The organism is Sphingomonas sp., from assembly GCF_965227385.1.
Classification (GTDB): domain Bacteria; phylum Pseudomonadota; class Alphaproteobacteria; order Sphingomonadales; family Sphingomonadaceae; genus Sphingomonas.
The window spans coordinates 1,866,522-1,886,200 of the sequence record NZ_OZ245750.1 but is presented as its reverse complement, the minus strand read 5'-3'; the positions used below and the strand labels follow the sequence as shown (position 1 = coordinate 1,886,200).

Annotated in this window: 20 protein-coding genes; 11 read left to right on the top strand and 9 right to left on the bottom strand. The window is 67.2% G+C overall.

The genetic code is table 11. The features are described 5' to 3' along the window. Positions 1 to 25: 25 nt before the first annotated feature. Positions 26 to 1,819, top strand: a complete 1,794-nt coding sequence (locus ACO05N_RS08995; RefSeq protein ID WP_422058725.1) for an AcrB/AcrD/AcrF family protein — start codon at positions 26 to 28, stop codon at positions 1,817 to 1,819. A 47-nt stretch (positions 1,820 to 1,866) separates the two neighbouring features. On the opposite strand, the gene ACO05N_RS08990 is transcribed toward ACO05N_RS08995, so the two are convergent. Continuing rightward, positions 1,867 to 2,490 carry a MarC family protein gene (locus ACO05N_RS08990; protein WP_422056772.1) on the bottom strand — a complete coding sequence of 208 codons (624 nt, stop codon included), beginning with the start codon at positions 2,488 to 2,490 and terminating at the stop codon, positions 1,867 to 1,869. After that, positions 2,487 to 3,488 (bottom strand): UDP-glucose 4-epimerase GalE, encoded by a 1,002-nt coding sequence (galE, locus tag ACO05N_RS08985; protein ID WP_422056771.1) that lies wholly within the window; start codon positions 3,486 to 3,488, stop codon positions 2,487 to 2,489. Before galE ends, ACO05N_RS08990 begins: the two co-directional genes overlap by 4 nt. A 70-nt stretch (positions 3,489 to 3,558) precedes the next feature. On the opposite strand from galE, the gene msrA reads away from it, so the two are divergent. Further along, positions 3,559 to 4,104, top strand: a complete 546-nt coding sequence (msrA, locus tag ACO05N_RS08980; protein WP_422056770.1) for a peptide-methionine (S)-S-oxide reductase MsrA — start codon at positions 3,559 to 3,561, stop codon at positions 4,102 to 4,104. A 99-nt stretch (positions 4,105 to 4,203) separates the two neighbouring features. Here msrA and ACO05N_RS08975 read toward each other — a convergent pair whose 3' ends face one another. Beyond that, a complete protein-coding gene (locus ACO05N_RS08975) occupies positions 4,204 to 5,142 on the bottom strand; it encodes an L-threonylcarbamoyladenylate synthase (RefSeq protein ID WP_422056769.1) in 939 nt (312 codons plus the stop codon). A gap of 48 nt (positions 5,143 to 5,190) precedes the next feature. Here ACO05N_RS08975 and ACO05N_RS08970 point away from each other — a divergent pair, with 48 nt between their 5' ends. After that, on the top strand, positions 5,191 to 6,882 hold the full coding sequence (locus ACO05N_RS08970; RefSeq protein ID WP_422056768.1) for an acyl-CoA dehydrogenase: 1,692 nt from the start codon (positions 5,191 to 5,193) through the stop codon (positions 6,880 to 6,882). 124 nt (positions 6,883 to 7,006) lie between these two features. On the opposite strand, the gene ACO05N_RS08965 is transcribed toward ACO05N_RS08970, so the two are convergent. Together ACO05N_RS08965 and ACO05N_RS08960 are read right to left on the bottom strand one after the other, a co-directional pair. Beyond that, complete coding sequence (locus tag ACO05N_RS08965; RefSeq protein WP_422056767.1) at positions 7,007 to 7,363, bottom strand: GntR family transcriptional regulator; 357 nt, start codon at positions 7,361 to 7,363, stop codon at positions 7,007 to 7,009. A 70-nt stretch (positions 7,364 to 7,433) separates the two neighbouring features. Further along, a complete protein-coding gene (locus tag ACO05N_RS08960; protein WP_422056766.1) occupies positions 7,434 to 8,015 on the bottom strand; it encodes a nitroreductase family protein in 582 nt (193 codons plus the stop codon). A gap of 178 nt (positions 8,016 to 8,193) precedes the next feature. Between ACO05N_RS08960 and ACO05N_RS08955 the strand changes: the two genes are divergently transcribed. Both ACO05N_RS08955 and ACO05N_RS08950 read left to right on the top strand, forming a co-directional pair. Next, positions 8,194 to 9,774 (top strand): peptide MFS transporter, encoded by a 1,581-nt coding sequence (locus tag ACO05N_RS08955; protein ID WP_422056765.1) that lies wholly within the window; start codon positions 8,194 to 8,196, stop codon positions 9,772 to 9,774. A 24-nt stretch (positions 9,775 to 9,798) separates the two neighbouring features. Further along, positions 9,799 to 10,491 (top strand): NnrU family protein, encoded by a 693-nt coding sequence (locus ACO05N_RS08950; protein ID WP_422056764.1) that lies wholly within the window; start codon positions 9,799 to 9,801, stop codon positions 10,489 to 10,491. Here the strand turns inward: ACO05N_RS08950 and ACO05N_RS08945 are convergent. Then, positions 10,483 to 10,989, bottom strand: coding sequence for an O-acetyl-ADP-ribose deacetylase (locus ACO05N_RS08945; RefSeq protein ID WP_422056763.1), 507 nt, complete (start codon positions 10,987 to 10,989; stop codon positions 10,483 to 10,485). The two genes, ACO05N_RS08950 and ACO05N_RS08945, sit on opposite strands and share 9 nt — an antisense overlap. Before the next feature lie 176 nt (positions 10,990 to 11,165). Between ACO05N_RS08945 and ACO05N_RS08940 the strand changes: the two genes are divergently transcribed. From ACO05N_RS08940 to ACO05N_RS08925, 4 genes are read left to right on the top strand one after another with little or no spacing between them, the layout of a single operon-like run. Next, positions 11,166 to 12,656, top strand: a complete 1,491-nt coding sequence (locus ACO05N_RS08940; protein WP_422056762.1) for an efflux transporter outer membrane subunit — start codon at positions 11,166 to 11,168, stop codon at positions 12,654 to 12,656. Beyond that, complete coding sequence (locus tag ACO05N_RS08935) at positions 12,656 to 14,044, top strand: efflux RND transporter periplasmic adaptor subunit (protein ID WP_422056761.1); 1,389 nt, start codon at positions 12,656 to 12,658, stop codon at positions 14,042 to 14,044. The genes ACO05N_RS08940 and ACO05N_RS08935 overlap by 1 nt, the downstream gene beginning before the upstream one ends. Further along, the gene (locus ACO05N_RS08930) at positions 14,037 to 14,747 is read left to right on the top strand and encodes an ABC transporter ATP-binding protein (RefSeq protein ID WP_422056760.1); all 711 of its coding nucleotides are present in this window, start codon (positions 14,037 to 14,039) and stop codon (positions 14,745 to 14,747) included. Before ACO05N_RS08935 ends, ACO05N_RS08930 begins: the two co-directional genes overlap by 8 nt. Then, entirely contained in the window at positions 14,747 to 15,955 is a 1,209-nt protein-coding gene (locus ACO05N_RS08925; protein ID WP_422056759.1) for an ABC transporter permease, read from the top strand. The genes ACO05N_RS08930 and ACO05N_RS08925 overlap by 1 nt, the downstream gene beginning before the upstream one ends. A gap of 3 nt (positions 15,956 to 15,958) precedes the next feature. On the opposite strand, the gene ACO05N_RS08920 is transcribed toward ACO05N_RS08925, so the two are convergent. The 3 genes from ACO05N_RS08920 to ACO05N_RS08910 are packed head-to-tail and all read right to left on the bottom strand — an operon-like array spanning position 15,959 to position 18,285. Further along, positions 15,959 to 16,816 (bottom strand): EamA family transporter, encoded by an 858-nt coding sequence (locus tag ACO05N_RS08920; RefSeq protein ID WP_422056758.1) that lies wholly within the window; start codon positions 16,814 to 16,816, stop codon positions 15,959 to 15,961. After that, positions 16,809 to 17,381 (bottom strand): nucleotidyltransferase family protein, encoded by a 573-nt coding sequence (locus ACO05N_RS08915; RefSeq protein WP_422056757.1) that lies wholly within the window; start codon positions 17,379 to 17,381, stop codon positions 16,809 to 16,811. Before ACO05N_RS08915 ends, ACO05N_RS08920 begins: the two co-directional genes overlap by 8 nt. Further along, positions 17,368 to 18,285 (bottom strand): XdhC family protein, encoded by a 918-nt coding sequence (locus ACO05N_RS08910; protein ID WP_422056756.1) that lies wholly within the window; start codon positions 18,283 to 18,285, stop codon positions 17,368 to 17,370. Before ACO05N_RS08910 ends, ACO05N_RS08915 begins: the two co-directional genes overlap by 14 nt. Positions 18,286 to 18,347: 62 nt before the next feature. Between ACO05N_RS08910 and ACO05N_RS08905 the strand changes: the two genes are divergently transcribed. Then, a complete protein-coding gene (locus tag ACO05N_RS08905; protein ID WP_422056755.1) occupies positions 18,348 to 19,400 on the top strand; it encodes a glycerophosphodiester phosphodiesterase in 1,053 nt (350 codons plus the stop codon). 22 nt (positions 19,401 to 19,422) lie between these two features. Then, positions 19,423 to 19,674: a hypothetical protein gene (locus tag ACO05N_RS08900; RefSeq protein ID WP_422056754.1), complete on the top strand. Its 252-nt coding sequence runs from the start codon at positions 19,423 to 19,425 to the stop codon at positions 19,672 to 19,674. The last annotated feature ends 5 nt before the right edge of the window (positions 19,675 to 19,679 follow it).

Genomic DNA, 19,679 nt, shown 5'->3' with positions numbered 1-19,679 from the left:
AGAAGGGGAAGCGGTTTTGAGTTCGATGCGATTCGCGGGGTTCGACCTCGATCGAGAATTGCGGACGCGCTGGGTGCGTTGGACGCTGCTCGCATGGGCGGCGATCGCCATCTGGTATCTCTGGTACCGCTGGGGTCCGGTCAACGCGCTCGCGCTGAGCGATACCGACGACAATATGCGGCTGATGCAGGTACGTGGCCTGCTCGCCGGGCAGGACTGGTACGACCTGCGCCAATATCGGCTCAGCCCGCCGGGCGGCCTCGACATCCACTGGTCACGCCTCGTCGACCTGCCGATCGCTGCGCTGATCCTGTTATTCCAGCCTTTCACCGGCACCGCGATGGCCGAGCGGCTGGCCGTGGGGATCGCGCCGCTCTTCCCCCTGGCCGTGACGATGCTGGCGATGGGCGCGGCGGTGCGGCGGCTGGTCGCGCCCGCCGCCTGGCCGCTCGCTGTCCTGATCCTGATGGGCTGCACTGCGACGATGGCGCAGTTCGTGCCGCTGCGCATCGATCATCATGGCTGGCAGCTCGCCTTTCTCGCGCTGGCGGTGATGGGCATCGCCGACCCGCAACGGACGCGCGGCGGACTGACCGTCGGCCTCGCCAGCGCAGGATCGCTGACGATCGGGCTGGAGTTGCTGCCCTTTTGTGCGATGGCGGGGGCGATCGTCGCACTGCGCTGGGTATGGGACCGCGACGAAATGCCGCGCATGCGCGCCTATGGCCTCAGCCTTGCGGGCGGAAGCAGCGCGGGCTTCGCGCTGTTCGCATCCAACGCCAATTACGCGATGCGGTGCGACGCGCTGACGCCGGTTTGGCTGTCGGTGATGGTGGTCGCGGGCGCGCTGGGGGTTGTGCTGAGCCTGCTCAACCCCGCCAATCGCCTCGTCAGGCTGGGCGTGGCGGCAGCGGCGGGGGGGATCGTCGTCGGCGGCTTTGCCGGTCTGTTCCCGCAATGCCTCCAGCGCCCCGAAGGCGTGTCGGACGAGCTGGCCAACACGTGGCTCAACAATGTCCGCGAAGCGCGGCCGATCTACAAGCACAGCTTTGGCATGGCCTTTCCGATGGCCGTGCTGCCGGTGATCGGGATCATCGGCGCCGGGTTCGCCGCGTGGCGCGCCCGGACCGCCGACCAGCTGGTCGCCTGGGTCGCAATCGGGCTGTTCACGGCCTTTGCCGGGGCGATGCTGCTGTGGCAGGTGCGCGCGGGACCGGCGGCGCAGCTGCTGGCGGTGCCGGGCGTTGTTTGGCTCGTCTGGACGATCCTGCCCTGGTTCCTGGGGCACCGGTTGATGCTGGTGCGGGTCTTTGGATCGGTCGTGGCGTTCCTGCTGGTATCGGGCCTGTTCGCCGGGCTGGTGGTCAAATATCTGCCGGTCAGCGATCCGCCGTCGAAATATCGCAGCACGGTGAGCCGCGCCAACAACCGCTGTGCCAGCGGCGCCGCGATGCGGATGCTAGACCGCACGCTGCCGCCCACGACACTGTTCACCCATGTCGATCTGGGACCGCGCCTGATCGTCATGACTCGGCACAAGGGGATCGCCGGCCCCTATCACCGCAACGAGCGCGCGATCCTCGACGTGCACCACGCCTTTACCGGCAAGCCCGACGCGTTTCGCGGCATCGCGCGGCGTTATGGCGCGCAATATCTGCTGGTCTGCCCGAACATGGCCGAAACCACCGTCTACCGCGCCCGGGAAAAGGACGGATTCTACGGGCAGCTTGCCAAGGGCAAGGTTCCGGAGTGGCTGGAGCCGGTGACGCTGCCCAAGGGCGCTCCATATCGGCTGTGGCGGATCCGGTACGAACGGTAATGCCGCCTGTATCGCCCCGGGTATGCCCCCGGGCGATGCAGACCGGGTCAGAGCGCGAAACTCTGCTTCAACCCGTCGACAACGAACTGGATCGCCAGTGCGGCGAGCAGCACGCCAAGCAACCGGGTGATGACCGATTCGATCTTCGCGCCGAGCACCCGCATCAGCGGCCCCGCGGCGAGTAGCGCAGCCAGCGTCAGCGCAAGCACCAGCGCCAGCGCGCCGAACACCGCGGCGGTCTGCCCCGGCCCGTCGGCGCGCGAGACGAGCAGCATGATCGTCGCGATCGACCCCGGCCCCGCGATCATCGGCATCGCCATCGGGAAGACCGATACATCCTCGACCTCGGGCGTCTGCATCACCTTTTCGGCGCGGTCCTCGCGGCGTTCCTGGCGCTTTTCGAACACCATCTCGAGCGCGATGATGAACAGCATGATCCCGCCCGCGATCCGGAACGCGCTGAGGCTGATACCGAGCGTGCGCAGCAACGCTTCGCCAACCAGCGCGAACACCAGCAGGATCGCGGTGGCGATCATCACTGCACGTACCGCCATCGCCCGCTGCTGGGACGGACGCGCGCCCTTGGTCAATCCGGCATAGATCGGCGCGCAGCCCGGCGGGTCGATCACCACGAACAGCATCGCGAAGGCGGACAGGAATAGCTCGATCATTGCACTTGCCTCTCTGCCAGTTTGCGTTCCCAGGCGAGGGCATCGCGAACGATGCGCTCAAGGTCGTCATATTGCGGCCGCCACGGCAGCGCGGCCAGGATCGCGCGATTGTCCGACACAAGTTCGTCGGGATCGCCCGCGCGGCGGCCCTCAAGCCGGCGGTCGATCGTCACATTGGTCACGCGATCGACCGCGTCGAGCACTTCGAGCACCGAATAGCCGCGGCCATAGCCGGCGTTGAGCGTGTGGCTCGCCTTGGGATCGGCGATCAGCAGGTCGAGCGCATGGACATGCGCTGCGGCGAGATCGCTGACATGGATATAGTCGCGCACCCCGGTGCCGTCGGGCGTCGCAAAGTCTGTCCCGAACACCGAAACCCCGTCGCGCTTGCCGGTCGCCGCCTCGACCGCGACCTTGATCAGGTGCGTGGCACCCGCCGTGCTCTGGCCGCTGCGACCCTGTGGGTCGGCGCCGGCGACGTTGAAATAGCGTAGCGCGCAATAGTTGATCGGGTGCGCGGCGGCGACGTCCTTCAGCATGATCTCGGTCATCAGCTTGGACATGCCATAGGGGTTGATCGGCTGCTTCGTCGCGTCTTCCCGCACAGGAACAATCTCAGGAATTCCGTAGGTTGCGGCGGTGGAGGAGAAGATGAAATGCTTCACGCCCTCGGCCACCGCGCTCTCGATCAGGCTGCGGCTGGCGGCGGTGTTGTTGCGGTAATATTTGAGCGGGTCGCTGACCGATTCCGGCACCACCACCGACCCGGCGAAGTGCATGATCGCAGTGATCCCGTGGTCGCGGATCGCGGCGCGGACCTTGTCCTCATCGGCGATATTGGCGACGATCAACGCTGCACGCGGATCGACCGCCCAGTCGAAACCCGTGACCAAATTGTCCAGAACGACGACGCGCCAGCCCGCGTCGAGCAGCGCGAGCACCGCATGGCTGCCGATATAGCCCGCCCCGCCCGTCACCATCACCGTGCCGTCACGCATGTTCGTCTTGCCCCTAGTTGCGCGTCGCGCTCAATCCTATCTTGGCTCCCGTAGCAAGGAGTTGAAGCGCATGACTACCGAAACCGCAATTCTCGCGGGTGGGTGCTTCTGGTGTGTGGAAGCGGTGTTCAAGGACCTGATCGGCGTCGAGACGGTCGAAAGCGGCTATATCGGCGGGCATGTCGACAACCCGACGTACAAGGCGGTGTGCGGCGGCGATACCGGCCATGCCGAGGCGCTGAAGGTCACGTTCGACCCGACGCAGATCCGCTATGACGATCTGCTCGACATCTTCTTCGCGACGCATGATCCGACGACGCTGAACCGTCAGGGCGGCGATGTCGGCACGCAATATCGCTCCGCGATCTTCCCGCAGTCGCCCGAACAGGAAGCGGCGGCGCGCGCGGGGATCAAACGCAACGCCAGCGAATGGCCCGCGCCGATCGTCACCACGATCGAACATGCCGACACCTGGTGGCCGGCCGAGGACTATCACCAGAATTACTGGGAAGGCGAAGGCCAGCGGAACCCATATTGTCTGGGTGTCATCCCGCCCAAGCTCAACAAGCTGCGCAAGAGCTTTGCCGAGCGGTTGAAGGCCAAAGCGGGGGCGTAACCCCATCGTCGCCCCGGGCTTGACCCGGGGCTGGGCTGCCTATTCACTTCGCATAGCAGAAATAGCGCTGCCCCGGGCCAAGCCCGGGGCGACGAACGTTTAGCGGGTGGCTGCCCGCTTCAGGCGGTCGTTGATGGCGAGGCCGATGCCGTCGTCCGGTACCGCAGCGACTGCGATGGCCGCTCGGTCGCTGGCATCCGCGCGGTGGAGTGCGTCGAACAGGCGGGCGGCGGCCTCGGTCAGATCGCCGGTAGCCGACAGCGAGTCGTCCCCGCCGACCGCACCGAAGCCGATCAGCCACTCGCCCTCTCGCGCCTCGGTCGCGTTCAGCCGCAGTGGCTTGCGCGGGGCGTAATGGCTGGCGAGTTGGCCCGGCGCTTCGATCGCCTCCCCTGCCTCCGCCAACCAGCGCCCGATCTCGCGCTCGATCGCCTCAGCCGACACCGGACCGGGGCGCAGCAGGCGCGGTTGCGGGCCGACCGCGACGATGGTCGATTCGATCCCGCCGCTGGTGGCGCCATCGTCGATGATCAGCGGAACGCGGTCCGCCAGCGACGCCGCGACATGGCCGCCGCGGGTCGGGCTGATGCTCCCGCTGGCATTTGCCGACGGCGCGGCAAGCGGCTTGCCAGTTGCCGCCAGCAGCGCCTGCATCGCGCGATGCTGCGGCACCCGGATCGCGACGGTGGCCAGCCCGGCTGTGACCAGCCCGGCAATCGGCGCATCCGGGCGCAGCGGCAGCACCAGGGTCAACGGGCCGGGCCAGAAGGCATCGGCGAGCGCGCGCGCATCGCGGTCGAACATCGCGATCGCCTCAGCCGCGCGACGGTCGGCGACATGGACGATCAGCGGGTTGAAGCTCGGCCGCCCCTTGGCCGCATAGATGCCCGCCACCGCGTCGGCATTGGTGGCGTCGGCAGCGAGGCCATAGACGGTCTCGGTCGGAGTCGCGACGCATCCGCCCGCTGCAATGATCGCGGCGGCCTCGGCAATGGCAGCCTCGCCGTAGGGTAAGATGCGGGGATTTGGCGCGGTCATTTCCGATGGCTATAGCGCAGGGAAAAGCGCCGCAAGAGAGAGGACGAAATGAGCTTCACCCCCGCCATCGCCGAACAGCGTTTCGTGCTGGAGCATGTCGCCCAAATCGCGGATCTGGGCGTCGAGTCCGACATCCTAGACGCGGTGCTGGAGGGCGCAGGTACGTTCGCCGCGGGCGAATGGGCGCCGCTCGACCGCGCAGGCGACACCGTCGGCGCGAAATGGTCGCCCGAGGGCGTGACCATGCCCGACGGCTATCGCGCGGCATACCAGGCCTATGTCGAGGGCGGCTGGGGCACGATCGGATCGCCCGAAGCCTATGGCGGACAGGGCCTGCCCTTTGCGCTGTCGACCGCGGTGCTGGAGACGCTGGGCAGCGCGAATATGGGCTTTGCGCTGTGCCCGACTCTGACCGTCGGCGCGATCGAGTCGCTGATGCACCATGGTACGCCCGAGCAGCAGGCCGCGTATCTCCCCAAGCTGGCGACCGGCGCGTGGACCGGCACGATGAACCTGACCGAACCGCAGGCCGGATCCGACGTCGGCGCCCTCAAGACCAAGGCCGAGCCGCGCGCGGACGGCAAGTGGAGCATCAGCGGGACCAAGATCTATATCAGCTTCGGCGATCATGATCTGGCCGACAATATCGTCCATCTGGTGCTGGCGCGCACGCCGGGGGCCCCGGCGGGAACCAAGGGAATTTCGCTGTTCCTGGTGCCGAAGTACCGGCTGAACGCCGATGGCACGCCGGGCGAATTCAACGATGTCCGCGTGGTGTCGATCGAGCACAAGATGGGGCTGCACGCTTCCCCCACCTGTGTCCTCAGCTTCGGCGACAATGGCGATTGCATCGGCGAGCTGATCGGCCCGGAAATGGGCGGCATGCGCGCGATGTTCACGATGATGAACAATGCGCGGCTCAACGTCGGCCTGCAGGGCGTGCAGGTCGCCGAGCGCGCGACCCAGCGCGCCGTCGCCTATGCCCGCGAGCGCGTGCAGGGCGTGCGGGAGGGCAAGCCCGCGACGATCGTCGAATTCCCCGATGTCCGCCGCATGCTGATGCGGATGAAGGCGCAGACGATGGCCGCGCGCGCACTCGTTTATCTCGCGGCAGCGCAGGTCGACCGCGCCAATGCCGGCGACGCAACGGCGCGCGCGCTGCTCGAGCTGCTCACCCCGCTCGCCAAGGCGCATGGCACCGATATCGGATGCGAAGTGACCAGCATCGGCATCCAGGTCCATGGCGGCATGGGCTATATCGAGGAGACCGGCGCCGCCCAGCATTTCCGCGACGCGCGCATCACCCCGATCTATGAAGGCACCAACGGCATCCAGGCCGCCGATCTGGTCGGGCGCAAGCTCAACATGGACGGCGGCGCGACGCTGACGGCGCTGCTCGCGCGGATGAAGGCCGACGCACGGGATGCCGGGCTGATCGCGCTGATCGATGCCTGCGCGGAGGTGACGCAGCACATGCTGGCGAGCGAGATGGATGACCGACTTGCGGGCAGCTACCCCTTCCTCACCATGGTCGCCATCGCCGTGTGCGGCTGGCTGATGGAAGCGCAGGGGCGGATTGCCGCCGGAGCGCAGGGCGACCCTGCGTTCCTGGCGATGAAGGCTGCGGCGGCGCGCTTCTATGTCGCGCAGATCGTGCCGGAAGCAATGGGGCTGAAGGCTGCGGCGATGGCGAGCGCGGAGGCGCTTTACGCCGTCAATGCGGAGACGTTTGCGGCGTAAGCCGATTCGTCACCCCGGCTTTGTGCCGGGGTCCACCGGGCGGCAAGCGCGGTGCTAGAGCCTCTTTCGCTGGAGTAGTGGCCCCGTGGACCCCGGCACAAGGCCGGGGTGACCAGAGAGAGGGTCAGGCGATCTCGCGGTCCAGTAGTTCGTGGGCGCTGAGGCCGAGCAGCGCGATGTGGTCGCGCACCTTGGGCCAATATCCGGTGAGGAAGCGGTCGCGCTCGGCGAGTTTCAGCCGTTCGACCGCACCGGGCAGGACGAACATGCCGACGCCGCGGCGCACCTCGACATAGCCGTCGTCCTGGAAGCTCTGATACGCCTTGGCCACCGTCAGCGGGTTGGCGCCATGTTCGGCGGCGAGCGCGCGCACCGATGGCAGCTGGTCCCCCGCCCGATATTCACCGCGGAGGATCGCCGTCGCAATCGTCGCACGCAGCTTCAGGTAAACCGGGCTGTCGTCATGTTCGAGCGCTGTCATGGTGACTTAATACAGCACGGGGCGTTAAAGTTCCACCCCCAATGCGGTTTCTACTGAAACCGTCAGACGCTCAACCTGCCCAGTTCGACACGACCGCGTCGAAATCGGGCCGGGGTCTCTCCTCCAACGGCTTGGACTGGGTGCCGATATAGACGAATCCCGCAATCCGTTCCGGCGCGGCGCCGAACATGTCCCGCACGGCGTCGCTGAACGCCGGCCAGCCGGTCAGCCAGCTTCCCGCGAAACCATGCGCGTGCGCCGCGTGAAGCAGGTTCATCGTCGCCGCGCCGACCGACAGCTCCTGCTCCCACAGCGGGATCTTGCTGCCGACCTTGGGCGAATGCAGCACGACGACGAGCGTGGGCGCTTGCTGCGCGAACTGCTCCATCGTCTGAAGTTCGAGGGCGGAGGCCGTCGGCCGCTCGGCGCGATAGGCATCGACCAGCCGCGCGGCAAAGGCGTTGCGCGCCTGCACCGGCACCACCACGAAGCGCCACGGGGCAAGCTTGCCATGATCCGGCGTGCGCGCGGCGATCCCGAGAATGTCCTGCAGCTGAGCCGCATCCGGGCCGGGGGCAATCAGGTCGCGCGCCTTGCCCGATCGGCGGGTGCGCAGCAGCGACAATGGGGTGCTGGTGTCGTTGAAGTCCATATCCGCCCGTTAGCCAGTCAAGCCCGCCGCGCCAAGCACTTTTGCGAACGGTTCGCAAATCTGCCGGCGCATGGTCTGGTTACCAGTGTGACAATCAGGCTTCACATGTGGGTGTTTGCCGCTAGTCTCCGCGCGATCCGGCCCCAAGAGGCCAAAAATGTCAGGGAGTTTCGTGCCGATGGCGCACACACCAGCAGCCGCACCGGGCGGTGAGCGAACCTTTTTGGGCCACCCGCTCGGCCTGTTCATCCTGTTCTTCGCCGAAATGTGGGAGCGCTTTTCCTACTACGGCATGCGCGCGCTGCTGATCTTCTACCTGACCCAGCACTGGCTGTTTTCGGACGAGAAGTCGGGCGTCATCTACGGCGCCTATACCGCGCTGGTCTACATCACCCCGGTGCTCGGCGGCTATCTCGCCGACCGTTACCTGGGCCAGCGCAAGGCGGTGCTGTATGGCGCGGTGCTGCTGACCTTCGGCCATTTCCTGATGGGATTCGAGGGTGATGGCGGCACCGACAGCGGGGCGCTCAACATCTTCTGGCTGGCGTTGAGCTTCATCATCGTCGGCTCGGGATTCCTGAAGGCGAACATTTCGGTGATCGTCGGCCAGCTCTATCCGCGTACCGATGTGCGCCGCGATGGCGCCTACACCATCTTCTACATGGGCATTAACCTCGGCGCGGCGCTCGGTTCGCTGCTTTGCGGCTATCTTGGCCAGACCTATGGCTGGAGCTATGGCTTCGGCGCGGCGGGCGTCGGCATGCTGCTGGGCCTGATCTTGTTCGTGATCGGCAAGCCGCTGTTGATGGGCAAGGGCGAGGCGCCTGACCCCGCGGCGCTCAAGAAGTCCGTCGTCGGCATCCAGCTCGAATGGCTGCTCTACCTGATCGGCGTCGTCGCCGTGGTCGGCATCTGGCAGCTGATCCAGTATCAGGCGGTGATCGGCTGGCTGCTGATGGTCGCGGGCGCACTGCTCGTCGGCTATGTCCTGTTCACCGCGGTGGTGAAGCTCGACCGCGAGGCGCGCGACCGCATCTTCGCCGCGATGTTCCTGATCCTTGGCTCGATCCTGTTCTGGGCGTTGTTCGAACAGGCCGGTTCGTCGCTCAACCTGTTTACCGATCGCTATGTGGACCGTGCGGGCGTTCCGGCGTCGATGTTCCAGTCGATCAACGCGATCTACATCGTGCTGCTGGCTCCGCTGTTCGCGGCGGCGTGGACCTTCCTTGGCCGGCGCGGGCTTGAGCCGTCGACCCCGGCCAAGTTCGGTCTGGCGATGCTTCAGCTGGGCCTGGGCTTCCTCGTCCTCGTCTGGGGTTCGCAGGCGGCGGGCATGGAGAATCTGACCCCGGTCATCTTCATCTTCCTGATTTACCTGCTGCACACCACCGGTGAGCTGTGCCTGTCGCCGGTCGGCCTCAGCGCGATGAACCGACTGGCCCCGGCGCACATGGCGAGCCTGATCATGGGCACCTGGTTCTTCGCATCGGCCACCGGCAACTTCGCCGCCGGCCTGATCGCGGCGGCGACGGGTTCGGAAGCGGCAGCGGGCGAAGGCGCGAACAAGGCGGTCGTGCTCGACGTCTATACGACCGTCGGCTGGGTCGCGATCGGCTTTGGCGTCGCGGTCGTGCTGATCTCGCCGCTGATCAAGAAACTGATGCATCTCGACACGCTGAAGGACGACGATCTTGCGGGGACGGCGGAACTGGCCGAGCCGCAGGCGCCGGGCATCCATCTCAAGGACGAGACGCGCTGATCGTCTGACCATCGGGAGGGGGAAATGGGACTGTTGATCGCGGCCTGTGCGGCGTTTCTGGGGACCCATTTCCTTCTGTCCCACCCCTTGCGAAAGCCGCTGGTCGACGCTGTCGGCGAGCGGCTTTTTCTTGGGATTTACTCGCTGGTCGCCTTCGCCACACTGGGCTGGATGGCGCATGTCTATGGACGGATGCCGGATTCAGCGCCGCTATGGGCGGTCGGCGACGGGCTGTGGGCGGTGGCGAGCGCGATCATGTTCCTCGCCTCGGTGCTGTTCGTCGGGTCGCTGATCGGCAACCCGGCCCTGCCCGACCCTACGCCCAAACCCAAGGCCGTGCCGCGCCCGCGCGGGGTGTTCGCGATCACCCGCCATCCGATGATGTGGAGCTTTGGCCTGTGGGCGCTCGCGCATATCCTGGTCTTCCCGCAACCGGCGCAGATCGTGCTGGCGGGCAGCATCGGCCTGCTCGCGCTGGGCGGCGCGGCGCTGCAGGACGTGAAGAAGCGGCGGCTCCAGCCCGATTTCTGGCCGCGCTGGCAGGATGTGACGAGCTATTGGCCGTTCGTCGCGATCGCTCGCGGCCGCGCGCAAGGGGCAGCGGCATGGCCTGGCACGATCGCTACCGTGGGCGGGACGATATTGTGGCTTGGCGCGACCTGGGCACACCTGCCGCTGGCGAACATGCCGGCCGGCATCTGGCGGTGGCTAAGCTAACGCTGCCTCAATCGCCTGTCGAATATCGGCTCCAAATGCAACGAGCGTAACGCGCAAACTCGGTCGCGCCTCAATTGCAGCGTGGCATTCGCGTACCGCGATCATCGCCGCCTGATCGATAGGATAGCGATAAACACCGCAGCTGATTGCAGGAAAAGCGATGCTTTCGATCCCGCGCGCGCCGGCAATCTCGAAACATCGGCGATAACAGCTGGCCAGCAGTTCTGGCTCTCGCTTATCCCCGCCCTGCCAGACCGGACCGACGGTGTGGATAATATAGCGCGCGGGAAGGCGATAGCCGCCGGTGATCTTCGCATCGCCCGTCTTGCAGCCACCCAGTGAATACAGCTTGCGACACTCGTCCAGCAACCCCGGCCCGGCGGCGCGATGGATAGCGCCATCGACGCCGCCGCCGCCCAGCAGCGAACTGTTTGCAGCGTTCACAATGGCGTCGACGTCAACTTTCGTGATGTCGGCTTGGACCAGTTTAACGGACATGATGGGTGTCTTGTCCGCACCGGCTCACAGGTCAAGGCGATGACCAAGTCGGGAAAAAGAAAACGCGCGAAATCGCCGCGCAACCAATTCGTTTCGCGCGTGTTCCAACGCGGATGCTTACAATTTGCGACACTCTTTTGGTGGACGTGCCGAGGGGCGCTGCCCATTTTCGGGGCATGACGGTTCGCCCCTTCCTTATCCTCGGCATCGCCGCGCTGCCGCTTGCCGGCTGTGCGGCGGGGCCCGATTATCGACCGAGCACCGCTGCCCAGCTCGGCGTTCCCCCCGCCTTTTCGGTCGCGGCGGACCAGCAGGCACAGGCCGACCTGCAACGCTGGTGGACCGCGTTCGACGATCCCATCCTGACCACATTGGTCGAGCAGGCGGCGGGCCAGAATCTCGACGTTGCGCAGGCGGTGACCCGGTTGCGGCAGGCGCGCGAGGCGCTGGTCCAGTCGCGCGCGTCGCTGCTTCCGTCGGTCAGTGCCGGGGGCAGCGCGTCGCGCAGCGAACCGATCCGGGGGCAGAGCACGCAGGTCACCCTGCCCGACGGCACCGTCACCAGCGTCTCACAGGGCGGCAACACCAGCTTCTCGCTCGGCGGCGACGTCAATTATCAGGTCGACCTGTTCGGCGGCGTGCGGCGCGGGGTCGAGGCGAGCCGCGCGCAGCTCGAGGCATCGGGCTACAGCTATGCCGCGACGCTGGTGTCGATCCAGGGCGAGATCGCGCGCAACTATATCCTCGCCCGTGCGGCGCAGGCGCAGCTCGCCAATGCGCGCGAGAGCCTGACCATTCAGGACGACAATCTCGAGATTGCGGGCTTTCGCGTGCAGGCGGGCCTCGTCTCCTCGCTCGATCAGGAACAGGCGCGCGCCAATCGCGCGCAGACCGCCGCGTCGATCCCGTCGATCGAGGCAAGCTATAACAGCGCCGTCTCGCGCCTCGGCGTGCTGACCGGACAGGCGCCCGGCGCGCTCAAGGCGCAGATGGAGGCGGTACGCCCGATCCCGCAGGGACCGGAGCGGATTGCGGTCGGCATCCCCGCCGATACGCTGCGCCAGCGGCCCGATGTGCGGCTGGCCGAACGCAACCTCGCCGCCGCCGTCGCGCAGATCGGCGTGTCGGAGGCACAGCTTTACCCGCAGCTATCGCTCGGCGGCAGCATCGATGCCGGAGCGGGCACCATCGGCAGCCTGTTCGATGTCATCACCGGCCGCGTGTTCGCCAGTATCGCGCAGACGATCTTCGACGCGGGCCGCACCCGCGCGCAGGTGCGGTCGGCGCAGGCGGCGGCGGACGGTGCCTTCTACGCCTACAAGCAGACCGTGCTGATCGGCATCGAAGAGGTCGAGAATGCGGTGGTCGCGTTGCAGACCGCACAGGCCCGCGAGCGCGAATTCGCCATCGCGCTGGATGCGGCGAACAACAGCGCGATCCTGTCGCGCAGCTCCTACCGCGCCGGTCTCGCCGATTTCCTGACGCTGAGCCAGGCCGAGGCGTCGCTGGTCTCGGCGCGTAACGGCCTCAATCAGGCGCGGTCGGACAAGGCGAGCGCCCTGATCCAGCTGTACCTCGCGCTCGGCGGCGGCTGGGACGCCGCGTCTGCGCCGACGCCCGACACCGTCACCGCCCCTCCCCCTGTTTCTGGAACCGGAACCAATTGATGGCCGACGCTGCAAATCCGAAGATCGACGAGTTTCTGGGCGGCAAGACGACCCCGGCGTGGCAGCGCCATGCCAAATGGATCACGCTGGCGTTGGTGGTCGTCGCGGTCCTGTTCGGCGCGTGGAAGATGTTCGGCGGGACCGAGGAAGCGGGCTATGCCACGCGCGCGGTCGAGAAGGGATCGCTGACCGTCACGGTTTCGGCGACGGGCAAGCTCGCGCCGACCAATCAGGTGCAGGTCGGATCCGAACTGTCGGGTCTGGTCAATCGCGTGCTGGTCGATGTCAACGACCGGGTGACGGCGGGGCAGCCGCTCGCGCTGATCGATCCCGAACGGCTCGACGATGCGATCACCCAGGCACGCGCCTCGGTCGCGGCGGCACAGGCGACGGTCGCCCAGAATCAGGCGACGCTGACCGAAGCGCAGAGCCAGCTCGCCCGGTTCGAGGAAGTGAGCCGCCTGTCGGGCGGGCGCGTGCCGGCCAAGACCGAGCTCGACAATGCCCGCGCCGCCGTGGCGCGCGCGGTAGCGACAGTGCGCGCGAGCCAGGCGCAGGTGACGTCGCAGCAAGCAGCGCTGCGTTCGGCAGTGACGCAGCGGAACAAGGCGATCATCCGCTCCCCGGTCAACGGCGTGGTGCTCGCGCGGCAGGTCGAGCCGGGCCAGACGGTCGCGGCATCGTTCAACACCCCGACCCTGTTCGTGATCGCCGAAGATCTGAGCGCGATGGAGCTGGAAGTGGCGATCGACGAGGCCGATGTCGGCCAGGTCAAGCAGGGTCAGAAGGCGAGCTTCACCGTCGACGCCTTCCCCGGCGAAACCTTTCCCGCCGTGATCCAGCGCGTCGATGTCGGCTCCAACCTGTCGGCGCAGACGACCACGACAACCAGCACCACGACGGCCCAGGTCGTTTCCTATGCCGCAACGCTGTCGGTCGCCAATCCGGAGCAGAAACTGCGCCCGGGCATGACCGCGACGGCGGAGATCGTGACGCTGCAAAAGGACAATGTGCTGCTCGTTCCCAATGCTGCGCTCCGCTTCACCCCCAGCGCGGGCGGCGAGGAAGCAACGAAGGGCGGCGGCATCTCCGGCGCGCTCGTGCCCAGCCGCCGGCGTCGGGGCGGCGACAATGAGAAGGCCGCGACGATGCAGCGTGGCGCCAAGCAGACCGTGTACGTCAAGGGCGAGGATGGCCAGCCGCGTGCGATCGAGGTGACGACCGGCGACACCAACGGCCAGGTGACCGAAGTGCAGTCGGGCGATCTGAAGCCGGGCATGGAGGTCATTACCGGCCAGTTTGCCGGCGAGAGCTCGGGCAGCGGCAAGCGTTCCGGCGGCGGGTCGGGCGGCGGGCAGCGGCGCGGTGGAGGCGGCGCGGGTGGCTGATCCGATCATCCGCCTGCGCGGCGTCACCAAGACCTATGGTGAGGGACCGACCGCGTTCCAGGCGCTGAAGGGCGTCGACCTCGACATCGAACAGGGCGATTTCGTCGCCGTGATGGGGCCGTCGGGGTCGGGCAAGTCGACCACGATGAACATCCTAGGCTGTCTCGACGTGCCGACACGCGGCGAATTCCTGTTCAAGGATGTCCATGTCGAGACGCTCGACCGCGACCAGCGCGCATTGCTGCGCCGCCGCTATCTCGGCTTCGTGTTTCAGGGGTTCAACCTGCTCAGCCGCACCAGCGCGCTGGAAAATGTCGAGCTGCCCCTGCTCTATCGCGGCGAGGACAAGAAGACGCGGCACCGGCTGGGAATGGCGGCGCTGGAAAAAGTCGGGCTGGACCAATGGTGGGACCATACCCCCGCCGAACTGTCCGGCGGCCAGCAGCAGCGCGTCGCGATCGCCCGCGCGATCGTCACCAGCCCCGACGTGCTGCTCGCCGACGAACCGACCGGCAATCTCGATTCGGAACGGTCGGTGGAGATCATGCAATTGCTCACCAGCCTCAACCAGGACAGCGGCATCACCGTGCTGATGGTGACCCATGAGCCCGACATGGCCGCGTTTGCGCGCACCATCGTGCATTTCAAGGACGGACTGGTGGAACGGATCGATACCGGCATGCGCGCGGGGGTTCCCGCCTGATGCTCGGCACCACCTTTACCCTCGCGATCCGGTCGATCCTGCGGCACAAGCTGCGCTCGTTCCTGACGACGCTCGGCATCATCATCGGCGTGGCGGCGGTGGTGGCGATGGTCACGCTCGGCAATGCGACGACCGCGGCGGTGCAGCAGCAGATCGCCAGCCTCGGCACCAATATCCTCCAGGTCCGCCCCGGCCAGGGCTTTGGCCGTGGCGGCGGCGGCCCGCGTCCGCCCGACTTTGAAGAGCAGGATGTCGAAGCGATCCGCGAGCAGATTGCCGGGGTCACTGCGGTCGCGCCTCAGGCGCAGGCGACCGGCACCGCGATCTACAACGGCGCCAACTGGTCGACCACGATCAACGGCACCGGCAACGCCTATTTCGAGGTCCAGCCCTGGCCGCTGACCGGCGGGCGTACCTTCTCTCCCGCAGAGGAAGCGGCGGGCAAGGCGGTGTGCATCATCGGCAATACCGTGCGCCAGAACCTGTTTCGCGGCGGCGAGGCGATCGGGCGGCGCATCCGCGTCAACGACGTGTCGTGCGACGTGATCGGGACGCTGTCGACCCGCGGGCAGGCGGGGTTCGGCGGCGATCAGGACGATGTCATCCTCATGCCGATCAAGACGGTGCAGCGCCGCTTCTCGGGCAACCGCGACATCCGCGTGATGCTGGTCGGGGTGGATAGCGCCTATGATTCCGCCGCCGTACAGGCATCGCTGAGCGACCTGTTGCGCGAGCGGCGCGGGATCGAGGCGGGGGAGCAGGACAATTTCAACATCTTTGACACGGCGCAGATCAGCGCCACGCTGACCGGGACGACGCAGCTGCTGACCAGCATCGTCGCCACGGTCGCGGCGATCAGCCTGATCGTCGGCGGGATCGGCATCATGAACATCATGCTGGTCAGTGTCACCGAACGCACGCGCGAAATCGGCATCCGCCTGGCGATCGGCGCTGTCGCGCGCGAGGTGCTGATGCAATTCCTGGTCGAGGCGATCGTACTGTCGATGCTGGGCGGGGTGATCGGACTGTTGGTGGCGCAGATTGCCGTCGCGATCCTGACGCCGATCATGCAGGTCCCGTGGACGTTCGACCTTCAGATCAACATCGTCGCCTTTGCCATCGCGGCGGGAATCGGGGTGGTGTTCGGCTACTTCCCGGCGCGACGTGCGGCGAGCCTGAACCCGATCGACGCCCTGCGGCATGAGTAATCTTTAGCTGAACTGGAGCAGGATCAGGCCGAAGGCGAGCACGACCGCCGCAGCGATGCGGCGGCCGCCAAAGCCTTCGCCCAGCATCCATGCGCCCATCAGCGCCGCCCATACCACTGCGGTTTCACGCAGGGCCGATACCTTTGCCACCTCCATCAGCGAGAAGGCATAGAGTGCCGAGCCGAACGAGACGCTCGACAGCGCGCCCGCCGCGACGCCGTGCTTCCACGTTGCCTTGACCGCACGCCCCAATTCGGGGCGGCGGAGCAGCAGCGCGGTGGTGGTGATGCACACGCTGTCGAGCATGAACAGCCACACGATATAGGTGAAGGGGCTTGGCGCGACGCGCACACCGCGCGCATCCGCCATATTGTAGAGCGCGACCCCGATCGCGGTGGCAAAGGCCCAGCCGAGCGCCACCTTGTCCGGATGGGCCGCGAGCGACACGCCGCGCGCGGGCAAAGCGAAGACGATCACCGCGCCGGTCGCCACGACCAGCCCGACCCAACCGATCAGGGGCAGCTGCTCGTGCAGTACGAGCACGGCGAAGCCGGCGGTCAGCAGCGGCGCGGCCCCGCGCATGATCGGGAAGACGAGGCTCAGATCGCCGCGCTGCATCGCGCGGACGAGGCAGATCTGATAGGCGAAATGCGCGGGCACCGCCCAGGCGAGCGCTTGCCATGTCGCGGCATCGGGCAGCGGCACGATCAGCGCGAACGGCGCGATCACGATCGCTGCGCTGGAGGAGAGCAGCGCCCGTGCGACGAGAATATCATCCCCGCGCTTCACCACCAGATTGGTGAGCGCGAGGCTGAAGGCCGAGATCAGGCCGAGCGCGATGGCGAGCGCCTGATCACCCACGGATCAGCCGATCCAGCTCCTCCGGCGTATCGACATCGACCAGTTCGGCGGGGGGCACGACGATGTGATGCCCCCGCCGCACCAGATCGCGCGCACCCATGTCACCCTGCGCGGCGAGCAGGTCGGGAATATGCGCGCGGCCGAACAGCGCGGGCGGGCGCGGGACCACGCCGTCGCTGGATGCCATGATCGCGGCGTCGCCATCGGCGCCGTCGAGCAGCCGGTAGATCTGTGTCGCGGTCACGCGCGGCATGTCGGCAAGCGCGATCACCACCGCATCGGGGTCGCTGCGCATCGCCGCCTCCACCCCCAGCCGCAGCGATCGGCCTAGGCCCGCCGCCGGATCGTTGTTGACCACCACATCATAGCCACAGCTGGTCAGGTCGAGCGCGGTTTCCGCCACCACGCCGATCCGCGCGGCGAACGGCACCGCCTCCAGCGCCACCACGACATGCAGCCCGAGCGGACGGCCGAGATAGGGAATGGTCAGCTTGTCCGCCGCCCCGAACCGGCGCGAGCGTCCGGCGGCGAGCAGCACGAGCGCGGCACGTTCAGCGCGGATCATGCAGCGCCCGCACCATGCCCGCCGCGATCGAGAGCGCGATCTCCGCCGGACCGACCGCGCCGATCGCGATGCCCGCCGGACCCTCGACCCGGTCGATCTGCGCGGGAAGCAGCCCCGCCGCCGCCAGCCGCTCGCGCCGCGCCGCGTGGCTTTTGCGCGAGCCGAGCGCCGCGACATAGCCCGCCCCGCAGTTCAGCGCCGCGATCAGCGCCGGATCGTCGATCTTGGGATCATGGCTCAGCGTCACCACCGCGGTCGCGCCATCGGGGCGCAGCCCCTCCACCGCTTCGTCGGGCCAGCGATCGTCTAACGTCACGCCCGGAAAGCGCTCGGGTGTCAGGAAGCGACCGCGCGGATCGATCACCACGGTTGCGATGCCGAGTTCGCGGGCAAGTCCCGCCAGCACCTGCGCGATCTGCACCGCGCCGACGATCAGCAGGCGGCGCGGCGGCTCGTAGCGGTTGATGAAGGCGCCGGGCAGCGGCTCTGCGCTGCTGCGTCCGGTCACCAGGTCGGTCGCCACTTCCTGCGCCCTCCCCTCGTCCCGCGCCGCCGCGATGGCATCGAACAGCGCCGGGTCGAAGCCCTCCGCCGAGACCGGCTGGACCATCACCTCGATCTCGCCGCCGCACGGCAGGCCGACTTCCCACGCCGCCGCATCGGCCACGCCGTAGCGGCGCAGCGCAAACTGCGCGCCCGCGATCACCTCGGCCGCGAGCGCCATGATATCCGCCTCGACGCACCCGCCCGACACCGACCCCTCGAACCGCCCGTCTTCATGTACGAGCAGATGACTGCCGCGCGGACGCGGGGCCGAACCCCAGGTCGACACCACGGTCGCCAGCGCCATCCGCGCCCCGGCCCATCCGCGCGCGGCGGCGATCACGCTGTCGTTATCGGCCATGGTGCCTCCAAATTGTCATCCGAATCACCTAGCCGCCGGAATGGTCGGGTGGAGATAAGACGATGACGGGAATGTTGCGAGCGGCGCTGATGCTGGCCATGATCGCGACGCCCGCGCTCGCCAAGGAGGCCGTCATTTCGTCCAAGCCGATCATCATCGCGCATCGCGGCGCCAGCGGCGAGCGGCCCGAGCATACGCTCGCGGCCTACCAACTGGCGATCGAGCAGGGCGCGGACTTTATCGAACCCGATCTGGTGATGACCAGGGACGGCCAGCTGGTCGCGCGGCACGAGAATGACATCAGCGGCACGACCGACGTTTCGAGCCGCAAGGAGTTCGCCGATCGCAAGGCGACCAAGGTCATCGACGGCATCAAGCATACCGGCTGGTTCACCGAAGATTTCACGCTCGCCGAGCTCAAGACCTTGCGCGCGAAGGAACGCCTGCCGCTGCTGCGCCGGGGCAACAGCAAGTTCGACGGGCAGTTCGAGGTGCCGACGCTGCGCGAGATCATCGCGCTGGCCAAGGCGGCATCGGCCAGGACCGGGCGCACCATCGGCATCTATCCCGAGACCAAGCATCCCAGCTACTTCGCCAGCATCGGCCTGCCGCTGGAGGCGGCGCTGGTCGCGGAGCTCAGGGCCGCCGGCTGGGACCGCGCCGACGCGCCGGTATTCATCCAGTCGTTCGAGGTCGACAATCTCAAGGCCTTGAAGCAGCTGACGCGGGTTCCGCTGATCCAGCTGATGGCGAGCGAAGGCGGCCCGGCGGACGGTGCACAGCCGAGCTACACGGCGATGGCGACGCCCGAGGGGCTGAAGGCAATCGCCGTCTATGCCGCCGGGATCGGACCGCAAAAGGACATGGTAGTTGCGGGCGACGGCACCGTCTCATCGCTGGTCGCCGATGCGCATGCGACGGGGCTGAAGGTCCATCCCTGGACCTTCCGCGCCGAAAATTACTTCCTCCCCTCCGGCCTGCGCAAGGGGATCAACCCCGCCGGACATGGTGACATGACCGCGGAAATTGGCCGATTCCTGGCCGCAGGCGTGGATGGTTTATTTACCGATTACCCTTATCTGGGGGCGCAGGCGCGCGATCGGCATTCCCGCTGAACGCCCGTTGAGGGACTGCGCGATGCGCAAGGGACTGATTATCGCCGTCGTCACGCTGCCGCTGTTGTCGGGCGGCTGCATCGCCAAGACCGCGCTCGACGTCGTCACCGCGCCGGTAAAGGTCGCGGGCAAAGCCGCCGACTGGGCCACCACCAGCCAGGACGAAGCCGACCGCAACTATGGCCGCAAGATGCGCGAAAAGGAGGCCAAGGAAGGCCGCGAGCGCAAGAAGCAGGACGAAAAGTGCCGCAAGGATCCCGACGACTGCGATTGATGCGC

Coding starts and splice junctions, on each gene's coding strand:
- ACO05N_RS08995 (WP_422058725.1), top strand. CDS start 26: ATGCGATTCGCGGGGTTCGACCTCGATCGAGAATTGCGGACGCGCTGG.
- ACO05N_RS08990 (WP_422056772.1), bottom strand. CDS start 2,490: ATGATCGAGCTATTCCTGTCCGCCTTCGCGATGCTGTTCGTGGTGATC.
- galE (WP_422056771.1), bottom strand. CDS start 3,488: ATGCGTGACGGCACGGTGATGGTGACGGGCGGGGCGGGCTATATCGGC.
- msrA (WP_422056770.1), top strand. CDS start 3,559: ATGACTACCGAAACCGCAATTCTCGCGGGTGGGTGCTTCTGGTGTGTG.
- ACO05N_RS08975 (WP_422056769.1), bottom strand. CDS start 5,142: ATGACCGCGCCAAATCCCCGCATCTTACCCTACGGCGAGGCTGCCATT.
- ACO05N_RS08970 (WP_422056768.1), top strand. CDS start 5,191: ATGAGCTTCACCCCCGCCATCGCCGAACAGCGTTTCGTGCTGGAGCAT.
- ACO05N_RS08965 (WP_422056767.1), bottom strand. CDS start 7,363: ATGACAGCGCTCGAACATGACGACAGCCCGGTTTACCTGAAGCTGCGT.
- ACO05N_RS08960 (WP_422056766.1), bottom strand. CDS start 8,015: ATGGACTTCAACGACACCAGCACCCCATTGTCGCTGCTGCGCACCCGC.
- ACO05N_RS08955 (WP_422056765.1), top strand. CDS start 8,194: ATGGCGCACACACCAGCAGCCGCACCGGGCGGTGAGCGAACCTTTTTG.
- ACO05N_RS08950 (WP_422056764.1), top strand. CDS start 9,799: ATGGGACTGTTGATCGCGGCCTGTGCGGCGTTTCTGGGGACCCATTTC.
- ACO05N_RS08945 (WP_422056763.1), bottom strand. CDS start 10,989: ATGTCCGTTAAACTGGTCCAAGCCGACATCACGAAAGTTGACGTCGAC.
- ACO05N_RS08940 (WP_422056762.1), top strand. CDS start 11,166: ATGACGGTTCGCCCCTTCCTTATCCTCGGCATCGCCGCGCTGCCGCTT.
- ACO05N_RS08935 (WP_422056761.1), top strand. CDS start 12,656: ATGGCCGACGCTGCAAATCCGAAGATCGACGAGTTTCTGGGCGGCAAG.
- ACO05N_RS08925 (WP_422056759.1), top strand. CDS start 14,747: ATGCTCGGCACCACCTTTACCCTCGCGATCCGGTCGATCCTGCGGCAC.
- ACO05N_RS08915 (WP_422056757.1), bottom strand. CDS start 17,381: ATGATCCGCGCTGAACGTGCCGCGCTCGTGCTGCTCGCCGCCGGACGC.
- ACO05N_RS08910 (WP_422056756.1), bottom strand. CDS start 18,285: ATGGCCGATAACGACAGCGTGATCGCCGCCGCGCGCGGATGGGCCGGG.
- ACO05N_RS08905 (WP_422056755.1), top strand. CDS start 18,348: ATGACGGGAATGTTGCGAGCGGCGCTGATGCTGGCCATGATCGCGACG.
- ACO05N_RS08900 (WP_422056754.1), top strand. CDS start 19,423: ATGCGCAAGGGACTGATTATCGCCGTCGTCACGCTGCCGCTGTTGTCG.